Genomic DNA, 12666 nt, shown 5'->3' with positions numbered 1-12666 from the left:
TCATTATTACGAATGAAATATAAGCCGGTGTAGCTCAGTTGGTCAGAGCACGTGATTTGTAATCTCGAAGTCGTGGGTTCGAATCCCTCTACCGGCTTTTTTTTGGGGAGATACTCAAGTCTGGTTAACGAGGACAGACTGTAAATCTGTTGGTATTTACCTTCGCAGGTTCGAATCCTGCTCTCCCCATTGAAATTGAAGCGGAAGTAACTCAGTTGGTTTTAGAGTATCAGCCTTCCAAGTTGAATGTCGCGGGTTCGAATCCCGTCTTCCGCTCTGCATAACATCATAAGTATATGGCCAATGTAGCTCAGTGGTAGAGTACTTCCTTGGTAAGGAAGAGGTCACGGGTTCAATTCCCGCCATTGGCTTTTTTGTGAAAATCTATAATATTTTATAATGGCAAAAGAAAAATTTAAAAGAGACAAACCACATTTAAACATAGGAACTACTGGACACGTAGATCATGGAAAAACAACTCTTACTGCAGCAATAACGAAAGTATTATCCCAAGACGGGTTAGCTGAGGAAAAAAGTTTTGATGCAATCGATAATGCACCAGAAGAAAAAGAAAGAGGAATTACTATTAATACTTCTCATGTGGAATATGAAACTATAAAAAGGCATTATGCTCATGTGGATTGTCCTGGTCATGCAGATTATATTAAAAATATGATTACTGGAGCGGCACAAATGGACGGTGCTATTCTAGTTGTTGCGGCTACAGATGGTCCAATGCCTCAAACTAGAGAACATATTTTATTAGCACGTCAAGTAGGAGTTCCAAAAATAATAGTTTTTATGAATAAAGTTGATCAAGTTGATGATCCAGAACTATTAGAATTAGTAGAAATGGAAATAAGAGATTTACTTTCTAAATATGAATATGATGGAGAAAATATTCCCATTGTACAAGGATCGGCATTGGGTGCATTAAATGGAGATAAGAAATGGATTGAAAAAATAAAAGAATTGATGAATGTTTTAGATGAGTATATTCCAGAACCAGTAAGAGAAATGGATAAACCATTTTTAATGCCTGTAGAAGACGTTTTTACTATAACAGGGAGAGGAACAGTAGCTACTGGACGTATCGAAAGTGGAATAATTCATACTGGAGATGTAGTAGATATTATTGGAATGATAGAAAAAAAATTATCATCAACTATTACAGGAGTAGAAATGTTTCGAAAAATATTAGATCAAGGACAAGCTGGTGATAATGTTGGTTTATTATTACGAGGAATAGAAAAAAAAGATATTCGTAGAGGAATGGTAATTTCTTCTCCAGGTTCTGTAAAGTCTTATAAAAAATTTAATGCAGAAGTTTATATTCTCACTAAAGAGGAAGGTGGTAGACATACTCCTTTTCATAATAAATATCGTCCTCAATTTTATTTAAGAACTACCGACGTAACAGGGGAAATACATCTTTCAAAAGGAATAGAGATGGTGATGCCAGGTGATAATGTATCAATGGAGGTACAATTACATCAACCTGTTGCATTAAGTGAAAAGTTACGTTTTGCTATTCGTGAAGGAGGGAAAACAGTAGGTGCTGGACAAGTAGTAAATATTATTTCATAAAAAGATTTTATTATCATGTTTTTTAACAAACGGATGTAGCTTAGTTAGGTAGAGCATCGGTCTCCAAAACCGAAGGTCGTAAGTTCGATTCTTACCATCCGTGTGTATTTTTTAAAATATAATATGAAAAAACGTTCTATTTTTTTAGAATTATACTATGAATTTTTTCATTGTATTAGTTGGCCAAAATGGAAAGAATTAAAAGATAAAACAATATTAATTTTTTTTCTTTCTATATTTTTGTCAATATTTTTATATGTTATCGATGGAATATTTATTTTAATAGTAAAAATATTATTTTCTTTATAAAGTATGGAAGATTTAAAAAAAAAATGGTATGTGATAAAAACCATGAGTGGTCAGGAGAATAAAGTAAAGTCGTATATTGAAAATGAAATTAGAGATAATGGATTTCAAAATTCTATAGGAAAAATTTTAGTTCCTATTGAAAAAATAGTTCAAATGAGAAAAGGAAAAAAAATTTATAGAGATAAAGTCCATTATCCTGGTTACGTTATGATTGAAGCAAATCTAGAAGGAGAAACTTATCATAAAATAAAAAATGTTTCTGGAGTTATTACTGTCTTAAGTGAAGGAAAAGGAAATACGGCTCATCCTACTCCAATGAGAAAAGAAGAAGTCAATCGAATGTTAGGAAAAATGGATCAACTTTATGAGAAAGTTGATCCATTACATCTTCCATTTGTTGTAGGAGAAACAATTAAAGTAATCGATGGTCCATTTAGTGGATTTAATGGAACTATTGAAAAGATACATGAAGAAAAAAGAAAAATAGAATTAGCTGTTTTAATTTTTGGTAGAAAAACTCCACTAGAATTAAATTTTACACAGATAGAAAAAATTTAAGATTTATTTTTATTAAAAAATATGATAAAAAAAAGAATAATAAAAAAAATAAAAATTTGTAAAATATATGGAGGAAAAGCGAATCCATCTCCTCCTATAGGTCCAATCTTAGGAAGTTCCGGAGTAAATATTATGGAATTTTGTAAACAATACAATATTAAAACAAAAGATAAAATTGATCAATTATGTCCTGTATTGATTACAGTGTATGAGGATAAATCTTTTTCTTTTATTATTAAAAATCCTCCTGTATCTATACAACTATTAAATGCAATAAATAAAAAAAAAGGGTCTAAAGAATCTAACCGTACGAAAATTGGAAAAATAAGTATGAATAATATTAAGAAAATTGCAAGTAATAAAATGGAAGATTTGAATTGTTTTTCCATTAAATCTGCAATATCTATGGTGTGTGGTACAGCGAGATCAATGGGGATTGAGATAGATTAGATAACTAATAAATATGTTTAAAAGAAAACTAACCAGAAATAAAAAAAAAAATCTTTCTAAAGTATTAAAAAGTTCTTATCTTTTAAAAGAAGGAATTCCGATTCTTAAGGAATTAAGTTTTGCAAAATTTGATGAATCTGTAGATATCTCTATTCATTTAGGAAAAAATAAAAATCATTCTTCTAATGAAAACCTGCGAGGATCTGTGAAATTACCTTATGGTACAGGGAAAAAAATACGTATTTTAGCTATCGTATCGAAAGAAAAAGAAGAAGAATTGAAAAAAGCAGGAGCTGATTATGCAGGAGGAATGGATTATATTGAAAAAATACAATCTGGTTGGATAGATTTTGACATTATTGTAACAATGCCTAGTATGATGAATCAATTAGTCGATTTAGGAAAAATTTTAGGACCTAAAGGATTGATGCCCAATTCAAATCTTGATACCATATCTATTCATCCAGAAATATCTGTAAAAGAAATTAGGTCTGGAAAAATATTTTTCAAAACGGATCGTTTTGGATCCATTCATTCTTCGATAGGAAGAAAATCATATTCAAATGAACATTTATTAGAAAATATAATAGTTTTTGTAAAAACTATCATAAAAAATAAACCTAATTCTTACAAAGGAGATTATATAAAGAATATATATTTATCCACTACTATGAGTCGTTCTATATCAATAGATCTAAAAGTTTTTTGAGTAAATGAAAAAAGAAAAATCACAAAAGCAAAAAGAATTATTAAGTTTGTTCAAAATATTATCTAATAATAAAGTAATATATTTGATTGATATTTCTGGATTAAATTCCAATCAAATATTTTTTTTACGAAAATCTTTTTACAAGAATTTCATTCATATGAAACTAGTGAAAAATACCATTCTCAAGAAAGCTATGGAAAAAGTTGAAAAAAATAAATTTCGTTCATTTTTTTCTATTTTGCGTGGAAATACAACTATTTTGTTTTCAAATGAAAATTCGTGGAATATAATGTCGAAAATAATTAAAAAATTTCATCTTAAAGAAGATATGGAAAAACCATATTTAAAAGCAGCATATGTTCATGACTTATTTTATTTTGGAAATAAAAGTTTAGAATTACTCATGAGTATGAAATCTAAGGAAGATATGATTGTATACATTTTGTCAAATTTAAAAAATCCTATACAAAATCTAATTCTTTCTTTAGAAGAATCAACAAAAAATAAAATATTTAAAATTTTAAATATTTTTTCCCTTAATTCTACAAATAAAGGAACAGGATTAAAAAATAAAATAAAATAAAATGATCGAAAAATTAGCAGAACAATTGGTGAATTTAACGGTAAAACAAGTAAATGAATTATCTTCTATTCTGAAAGAAAAATATGGAATACAACCTCAAAGTTCATCATATCGTTTAGAAGAAACTTCTGAAAAAGAAAAAACTTCTGAAAAAAAAGAACAAAGTATCTTTAATATTTCTCTAAAATCTTCAGGAAATTCTAAATTATCTGTAGTAAAGTTAGTAAAAGAAATAACAGGAAAAGGATTAAAAGATTCGAAAAATTTAGTTGACAATATTCCAAGCATTATTAAAGAATCGGTAGATAAAAAAGAAGCGGAAGACATCAAAAAGAAATTTGAAGATCTTGGTGCAGAAATTGAATTAAAGTAATAATTTTAATAATTGGATGAATTCGTGAATACCAACAATATTTCAGAAAGAATTACGTTTTCTTCAGTAGCAAAAAAATATAAGTATCCTGATTTTTTAGATGTTCAGATTGAATCTTTTAAAGAATTTTTTCAATTAGATACAAAACCGGAAAATAGAAAAAATGAAGGATTGTTTAAAGCTTTTTCAGATAATTTTCCTATTTCTGATGCAAGGAATTCTTTTGTTTTAGAATTTAAAGGTTATTCTATAGATTCTCCTAGATATTCAATAGAAGAATGTCTTGAAAGAGGATTAACATATAGTGTACCATTAAAGGCAAAATTAAAATTATATTGTACGGATCCAGAACATGAAGATTTTGAAACAGTTTATCAAGATGTATATTTAGGTACATATCCATATATGACTCCTTCCGGATCTTTTATTTTCAATGGATCTGAAAGGGTAATCGTATCACAATTACACCGTTCTCCTGGTGTATTCTTCGGTCAATCGCATCATGCAAATGGAACAAAACTTTATTCCGCAAGGATTATTCCCTTTAAAGGATCATGGATAGAATTTGCAACGGATATTAATAATGTGATGTATGCATATATTGACCGTAAAAAAAAGCTTCCAATGACTACTTTATTACGTGCAATAGGATATGAAAGAGATAAGGATATATTAAAAATATTCAATCTAGCAGAAGAAATTCAAATGGATCATACTAATAATAGAAATATTTTAGGTAGGACATTGGCTGAAAGAATATTGAGAATTTGGCATGAAGATTTTGTAGATGAAGATACAGGAGAAGTCATTTCAATGGAAAAAAATGAAATTCTTATTGATAGAGATGTCCTTTTAAAACAAGAACATATAGATATTATAAATAATTATGAAATTACTAGTATTTTACTTCATAAAACAAGTGGAATTCAAAAAGATTACTCTATTATTTATAATACTCTCCACAAAGATCCTACTAATTCTGAAAAAGAAGCTGTAGAATATATATATAAACAAATGAGAAATACAGAACCTCCAGACGAAGAAACAGCAAAGGGGATTATAGAAAAACTTTTTTTCTCCGATACTCGATATAGTTTGGGACCTGTTGGAAGATATCGTTTAAACAAACGTCTTGGATTAAAGATCGATCCTAATCATTTAGTTCTTAGTAAAGAAGATATTATTGCTATTATTGAACATTTAAACGATTTATTCAATTCAAAAAGAGAAGTTGACGATATTGATCATTTATCTAATCGTAGAGTACGATCTGTAGGTGAACAATTATATACTCAATTTAATATAGGACTAGCGAGGATGTCTCGTACTATAAAAGAAAGAATGAATGTTCGTGATAATGAAGTTTTTATGCCTTCAGATCTTATTAATGCGAAAACTCTTTCTTCTGTTATAAATACTTTTTTTGGTACTAATCAGTTATCTCAATTTATGGATCAGACAAATCCCTTATCTGAAATTACTCATAAAAGGAGACTTTCTGCTTTGGGACCAGGTGGATTATCTAGAGAGAGAGCAGGATTTGAAGTAAGAGATGTTAACTATTCTCATTATGGTAGATTATGTCCTATAGAAACTCCTGAAGGTCCAAATATTGGTTTAATCTCTTCACTTTCTGTCTTCGCTAAAATTAACAATATGGGATTTGTAGAAACTCCTTATAGAATGGTAACGAATGGAATAGTTAGATTAGACCCATCTTCTGTGAGATATTTAAGTGCTGAAGAAGAGGAAGGAAAATCAATTGCTCAATCAAATTCCATAGATAAATTTGGTAGATTTATTTCTGAAAGAATTATTTCACGTAAAGATGGAGATTTTCCTGTTGTCAATCCTACTCAAGTTGATTATATTGATGTTGCACCTAATCAAATAGCTTCAATATCTGCTTCTTTAATTCCTTTTTTAGAACATGATGATGCAAATAGAGCACTTATGGGTTCTAATATGATGAGACAAGCAGTACCACTTTTACAACCTGAATCACCTATTATTGGGACAGGATTAGAAAGTCAAGTTGCTATAGATTCAAGAATTTTAATTAATGCAGAAAAAGATGGTGTTGTAGATTATGTAGATGCTAAAAAAATAGTTATAAAGTATCATCAAACAGAAGAAGAATTACTAGTGAATTTTGAATCGAATACTCGTATATATAATCTTATTAAATTTAGAAAAACAAATCAAAATACATGTATTAATTTAAGACCTATAGTCAAAAAAGGAATGAAAATTCATAAAGGACAAATATTGTGTGAAGGGTATGGAACAGAAAATGGAGAATTAGCATTAGGGAGAAATTTAAAAGCTGCATTTATTCCATGCAATGGATATAATTTTGAAGATGCTGTTTTAATTTCTGAAAAAGTAGTTACTGAAGATTGGTTTACCTCTATACATATAGAAGAATATTCTTTAGAAGTACGTGATACAAAATTGGGAATGGAAGAACTTACCAATGACATTCCTAATGTTAGTGAAGAAGCAACAAAAGATTTGGATGAAAATGGAATTATCCGTGTTGGAGCGGAAGTGAAACCCGGAGATATTTTAATTGGTAAAATTACTCCAAAAGGAGAATCGGATCCTACTCCAGAAGAAAAATTATTAAGAGCAATTTTTGGAGATAAAGCAGGAAATGTTAAAGATGCTTCATTGAGAGCAGAACCATCTTTATTTGGTGTAGTAATTGATACTAAATTATTTACAAGAAGTATTAAGGATAAAAATACTAGAGAAAAAGATAAAGTTAGCATAGAAATTTTAGAGAAAAAATATAAAGAAAAATTTTCTTTAATAAGAAGCATCTTAATTAATAAATTATCTTTTCTTTTGAAGAATAAGAGTTGTCATTATGACATTTTTAATGAAAAAAAAGTAAAAGTCATACAAAAAGGAATAAAATTTAATAAAATTTTACTTTCAACTATTATTGACTATTCTAACATTTTTTTCTATCATTGGACGGAAGATCAAAAAATCAATGATTTAATATTGAAAATATTGCACAATTATAAAGTCTTATTAAATAATTTGAATAGTGAATTAAAACACAAAAAATTTTCCATAACAATTGGAGATGAATTGCCTTCAGGTATTGTAAAAATGGCTAAAGTATACGTAGCGAAAAAAAGAAAATTGAAGGTAGGAGATAAAATGGCAGGAAGACATGGCAATAAAGGTGTAGTAGCAAGAATTTTAAGAGAAGAAGATATGCCTTTTTTAGAAGATGGAAGTCCAGTAGATATCGTATTAAATCCATTAGGAGTACCATCAAGAATGAATATAGGACAAATCTATGAAACTGTATTAGGTTGGGCAGGAAAAGAATTAAATATAAAATTTTCTACTCCTATATTTGATGGTGCTACATTAAAAAAAATATCAGAATATACTAAAAAAGCAAAAATACCAAATTTCGGTACTACACATTTATTTGATGGATCAACAGGAGAAAAATTTGATCAACCTGCTACGGTTGGAGTTATATATATGTTGAAATTAGGTCATATGGTCGACGATAAAATGCATTCTCGTTCAATAGGTCCTTATTCATTGATTACTCAACAACCTTTAGGTGGAAAATCACAATTTGGAGGACAACGTTTTGGTGAAATGGAAGTTTGGGCATTGGAAGCTTTTGGTGCATCCAACATTTTGAGAGAAATTTTAACTGTAAAGTCAGATGATGTTGTAGGACGATCAAAAACATATGAATCTATAGTAAAGGGGATAGAAATGCCAGAACCTAATAATCCAGAATCTTTTAATGTTCTTTGTTATGAGTTAAAAGGTCTAGGATTGGATATCAATTTAGAACAATAATGAATTTTTTGTAAAAAATGAATAGAAAAAAAACTACCAAATTTAATAAAATTACTATTAGATTAGCATCTCCAGAAGTCATTTTAAAACAATCTCATGGAGAAGTATTAAAGCCAGAAACAATAAATTATCGTACTCACAAACCAGAACGTGATGGATTATTTTGTGAGCGTATTTTTGGACCAGTAAAAGATTATGAATGTGCTTGTGGTAAATATAAAAGAATTCGTTATAAAGGAATTGTATGTGATAGATGTGGGGTAGAAGTTACTGAAAAAAAAGTAAGAAGGGAACGTATGGGACATATTAGTCTTGTTGTTCCTGTAGTACATATTTGGTGTTTTCGTTCTTCTCCTAATAAAATAGGATATTTATTAGGATTTCCATCAAAAAAACTTGAAATGATTATTTATTATGAAAGATATGTTGTTATTCAAGGAGGTCTTGCAAAACGTTCAGATGGAAGTTTTTTAAAAAAAGGAGATTTTTTAACAGAAGAAGAGTATTTATATTTTTTAGATAGATTGCCGAACAATAATCAAGATTTAGAAGATAATGATCCTAATAAATTCATTGCTAAGATGGGAGGGGAATGTATTAAAGATTTATTAAATCGTATTGATTTGGATAAATTATCTTTTGAATTAAGAGATCAATCGAAAAATGAAACGTCTAAACAAAGAAGAATAGAGGCATTAAAACGATTACAAATCGTGGAATCTTTTAGAGAGGGAAAAAAAAATGGTGGAGATCCATCTTGGATGATTGTTCATGTCTTATCAGTCATTCCTCCAGAACTAAGGCCTTTAGTTCCTTTAGATGGGGGAAGGTATGCAGCTTCGGACATGACTGATTTATATCGAAGAGTTCTGATAAGAAATAATCGTTTAAAAAGGCTTATAGAAATTAAAGCTCCAGAAGTTATTCTTCGAAATGAAAAAAGAATGTTACAAGAATCTGTAGATTCTTTATTTGATAATTCAAGGAAAGTATCTGCAGTAAAATCAGAGGCAAATAGACCATTAAAATCGTTATCAGATTCTTTAAAAGGAAAACAAGGACGTTTTAGACAGAATCTACTTGGTAAGAGAGTTGATTATTCTGCAAGATCTGTTATTGTAGTAGGTCCTCATTTAAAACTACATGAATGTGGTTTACCTAAAGAAATGGCTGCAGAATTATATAAACCTTTTGTAATAAGGAAATTAATTGAAAGAGGTATAGTTAAAACGGTAAAATCAGCTAAAAAAATTATCGATAAAAGAAATCCTGTTATATGGGATATTTTGGAAAATGTTTTAAAGGGGCATCCTGTTTTATTAAATCGAGCACCTACTTTACATAGACTCGGAATTCAAGCTTTTCAACCTAAAATGATAGAAGGAAAAGCAATTCAATTACATCCTCTAGTTTGTGCTGCATTCAATGCAGATTTTGATGGAGATCAAATGGCCGTTCATTTACCATTATCTTATGCTTCTATATTAGAAGCACAATTATTAATGTTAGCATCTCAAAACATTTTAAATCCTGCAAATGGATCACCTATAACAGTCCCTTCTCAAGATATGGTACTAGGTTTATATTACATGACAAAACCACTTTTATCTGATGATAATAAAAAAATAAAAGGAGAAGGTAAAATTTTTTATTCTCCTGAAGAAGTAGAAATAGCATATAATCAAAAAATAGTAGATTTACATGCCTTAATCAAGGTAAAAGTAAACATACGTAAAAATAAAACCTTGTATAAAAAAATTATAGAAACTACAGTTGGAAGAGTTTTATTTAATCAAGTAGTTCCTAAAAAAGTAGGATATATCAATGAATCACTTACTAAAAAATCTTTAAGAGAAATTATAGGAAAAATATTGTATTTAACCGATGTTCCTACTACTTCAAATTTTTTAGATGATATCAAAGAATTAGGTTTTTATAATGCTTTTAAAGGTGGTCTTTCGTTTGGATTAGGAGATATTATAACACCTAATAATAAAAAAGAAATGGTTGAAGATGCCATAAATAAAGTTGATAATGTAAAAAATCATTATAATATGGGATTGATCACGAATAATGAACGTTATAATCAAGTGATTGATATATGGACTAATGCAAATACTATGTTAACGGAACAAGTAATGAAACATATGTCTGAAGATCGAAAAGGGTTTAATCCTGTTTATATGATGTTAGATTCTGGAGCAAGAGGTTCAAAGGAACAAATTCGACAACTTTCAGGAATGCGTGGTTTAATGGCAAAACCTCAAAAAACAGGTGCTTCTGGAGGTGAGATAATTGAGAATCCTATTTTATCTAATTTTAGAGAAGGTCTATCTATTTTAGAGTATTTTATTTCTACTCATGGAGCAAGAAAAGGGTTAGCTGATACTGCTCTAAAAACAGCAGATGCTGGATATCTTACAAGGAGATTAGTCGACGCAGCACAAGATGTAATTATTAAAATGGAAGACTGTAATACCTTGAGAGGATTAGAAATGGTCGCATTAAAAAAAAATGAAGAAGTCATTGAAACATTGTTTAACAGAATTTTAGGACGAACATCTTTATATGATATTTATCATACGGAAACGAATAATTTAATTATTTCTTCTGGTGAAATGATAGATGAAGAAATTGCAAAAACTATTGAATCATGTAATATTGAAATGGTTATGGTACGTTCTCCTCTTACATGTGAAGCAAAAATGGGAATTTGTTCTAAGTGTTATGGAAGAAATTTATCTACAGGAGAAATGGCTCATAAAGGAGAAGCAGTAGGTGTTATTGCCGCACAATCTATAGGAGAACCAGGAACACAGTTAACTTTACGTACATTTCATGTTGGTGGAACAGCAGGAAATATTGCTGAATCATCACAAATAAAAGCAAAATATGATGGATGGATAGTATTTGATGATTTGAAATTTGTAGAGACAAAAAAAGACGATAAAAAAATTGGAATAGTTGTATCAAGAACTGCAGAAATGAAATTATTGAATGAAGATAAATCTTCTATTTTAATGATTAATAATATTCCCTATGGATCTTCTTTATATGTAAAGGATGGAACAAAATTAAAAAAAGATACCATTATTTGTAAATGGGATTTATATAATGCAATTATTATTTCTGAATTTGATGGATATGTTTCTTATAAACATATAGAAAAAGGAACAACATTTCAGGTTGAAACAGACGAACAAACAGGTTTTCAAGAAAAGGTAATTACAGAAGTAAGAAATAAAAATTTAATTCCTACATTACAAATTATTGATGATTCTCAAGAAGTTTTAAAAACATATAACCTACCTGTAGGTGCACATTTAATAGTGGAAGATGGAGATAAAATAGAAAAGGGTCAAACACTAGTAAAAATTCCTAGAAAATCAGCTAAATCTGGAGATATTACTGGTGGATTACCTAGATTATCTGAATTATTCGAAGCACGCAATCCATCAAATCCTGCTGTTGTTTCTGAAATGGATGGTATTGTAAGCCATGGAAAAATAAAAAGAGGGAATAGAGAGATAATTGTAGAATCTAGAACAGGAGAAATTAGAAAATATCTAGTTAAATTATCTAGTCAAATCTTGGTTCAAGAAAATGATTATGTAAAAGCTGGAATGCCTTTATCAGATGGAGCAATTACACCTAATGATATTCTTAATATCAGAGGTCCTAGAGCTGTACAAGAATATCTTATTCAAGAAATACAAGAAGTATACCGTTTACAAGGTGTAAAGATTAATGATAAACATTTTGAAGTGATTGTCTTACAAATGATGAGAAAAGTAGAAGTAATAGATGTTGGCGATACAAAGTTTTTGGAAGGAAATATTGAATATAAAGATGATTTTATGGAAGAAAATGATCGAGTATCTAATATGAAAATAGTAGAACATTCTGGAGATTCTAATTTTAATAATGGAGATCTGATTAGTAATAGAGATTTTATTAATGAAAATACTATATTAAAATATAATCATAAGATTTTAATGAAAGTAAGGAATGCTATCCCTGCTACAGGTAGACCGATATTGCAAGGAATTACGAGATCTGCTCTTCAAACAAAATCATTTATATCTGCAGCTTCTTTTCAAGAAACTACTAAGGTATTGAGTGAAGCGGCAATAAGTGGAAAAACTGATGCATTGCATGGATTAAAAGAAAACGTTATTGTCGGTCATAAAATTCCTGCAGGAACAGGAATAAAAGAGTATGAAAATATTCATGTAGATCTTTTAGAATAAAATT

At 29.1% G+C, this 12666-nt stretch carries 9 protein-coding genes and 5 tRNA genes; all 14 read left to right on the top strand.

Features of this window, described 5'->3' with window-relative positions:
• The first annotated feature begins 23 nt into the window (after positions 1-23).
• The 14 genes from H0H42_RS02070 (at position 24) to rpoC (ending at position 12662) form a co-directional block, all read left to right on the top strand.
• Positions 24-97, top strand: a tRNA-Thr gene (locus H0H42_RS02070).
• Positions 98-104: 7 nt separating this feature from the next.
• Positions 105-189: transfer RNA gene (locus H0H42_RS02065), tRNA-Tyr, on the top strand.
• An 11-nt stretch (positions 190-200) separates the two neighbouring features.
• A tRNA-Gly gene (locus H0H42_RS02060) sits at positions 201-276 on the top strand.
• Positions 277-299: 23 nt separating this feature from the next.
• A tRNA-Thr gene (locus H0H42_RS02055) sits at positions 300-371 on the top strand.
• A gap of 28 nt (positions 372-399) precedes the next feature.
• The gene (gene tuf / locus H0H42_RS02050; protein WP_185868402.1) at positions 400-1587 is read left to right on the top strand and encodes an elongation factor Tu; all 1188 of its coding nucleotides are present in this window, start codon (positions 400-402) and stop codon (positions 1585-1587) included.
• A 29-nt stretch (positions 1588-1616) separates the two neighbouring features.
• A tRNA-Trp gene (locus H0H42_RS02045) sits at positions 1617-1690 on the top strand.
• Between the two features lie 20 nt (positions 1691-1710).
• Positions 1711-1896 (top strand): preprotein translocase subunit SecE, encoded by a 186-nt coding sequence (gene secE, locus H0H42_RS02040; protein ID WP_185868401.1) that lies wholly within the window; start codon positions 1711-1713, stop codon positions 1894-1896.
• 3 nt (positions 1897-1899) lie between these two features.
• Positions 1900-2454 (top strand): transcription termination/antitermination protein NusG, encoded by a 555-nt coding sequence (nusG, locus tag H0H42_RS02035; protein WP_185868400.1) that lies wholly within the window; start codon positions 1900-1902, stop codon positions 2452-2454.
• Positions 2455-2475: 21 nt separating this feature from the next.
• Entirely contained in the window at positions 2476-2904 is a 429-nt protein-coding gene (gene rplK, locus H0H42_RS02030) for a 50S ribosomal protein L11 (RefSeq protein ID WP_394798832.1), read from the top strand.
• A gap of 13 nt (positions 2905-2917) precedes the next feature.
• Positions 2918-3613 carry a 50S ribosomal protein L1 gene (rplA, locus tag H0H42_RS02025; RefSeq protein WP_185868399.1) on the top strand — a complete coding sequence of 232 codons (696 nt, stop codon included), beginning with the start codon at positions 2918-2920 and terminating at the stop codon, positions 3611-3613.
• A 4-nt stretch (positions 3614-3617) separates the two neighbouring features.
• Positions 3618-4196: a 50S ribosomal protein L10 gene (rplJ, locus tag H0H42_RS02020; protein ID WP_185868398.1), complete on the top strand. Its 579-nt coding sequence runs from the start codon at positions 3618-3620 to the stop codon at positions 4194-4196.
• Position 4197: 1 nt separating this feature from the next.
• Entirely contained in the window at positions 4198-4569 is a 372-nt protein-coding gene (gene rplL / locus H0H42_RS02015; RefSeq protein WP_185868397.1) for a 50S ribosomal protein L7/L12, read from the top strand.
• Positions 4570-4593: 24 nt separating this feature from the next.
• Entirely contained in the window at positions 4594-8412 is a 3819-nt protein-coding gene (rpoB, locus tag H0H42_RS02010) for a DNA-directed RNA polymerase subunit beta (RefSeq protein ID WP_185868396.1), read from the top strand.
• 17 nt (positions 8413-8429) lie between these two features.
• Positions 8430-12662 (top strand): DNA-directed RNA polymerase subunit beta', encoded by a 4233-nt coding sequence (gene rpoC / locus H0H42_RS02005; RefSeq protein WP_185868395.1) that lies wholly within the window; start codon positions 8430-8432, stop codon positions 12660-12662.
• Positions 12663-12666 lie beyond the last annotated feature (4 nt).

The sequence above is a fragment of the Blattabacterium cuenoti genome (assembly GCF_014252275.1).
Taxonomy (GTDB): Bacteria; Bacteroidota; Bacteroidia; order Flavobacteriales; family Blattabacteriaceae; genus Blattabacterium; species Blattabacterium cuenoti_O.
This window is presented reverse-complemented; position numbering and strand designations above follow the sequence as displayed.

Coding starts and splice junctions, on each gene's coding strand:
- rplJ (WP_185868398.1), top strand. CDS start 3,618: ATGAAAAAAGAAAAATCACAAAAGCAAAAAGAATTATTAAGTTTGTTC.
- rplA (WP_185868399.1), top strand. CDS start 2,918: ATGTTTAAAAGAAAACTAACCAGAAATAAAAAAAAAAATCTTTCTAAA.
- secE (WP_185868401.1), top strand. CDS start 1,711: ATGAAAAAACGTTCTATTTTTTTAGAATTATACTATGAATTTTTTCAT.
- nusG (WP_185868400.1), top strand. CDS start 1,900: ATGGAAGATTTAAAAAAAAAATGGTATGTGATAAAAACCATGAGTGGT.
- rpoC (WP_185868395.1), top strand. CDS start 8,430: ATGAATAGAAAAAAAACTACCAAATTTAATAAAATTACTATTAGATTA.
- tuf (WP_185868402.1), top strand. CDS start 400: ATGGCAAAAGAAAAATTTAAAAGAGACAAACCACATTTAAACATAGGA.
- rplK (WP_394798832.1), top strand. CDS start 2,476: ATGATAAAAAAAAGAATAATAAAAAAAATAAAAATTTGTAAAATATAT.
- rplL (WP_185868397.1), top strand. CDS start 4,198: ATGATCGAAAAATTAGCAGAACAATTGGTGAATTTAACGGTAAAACAA.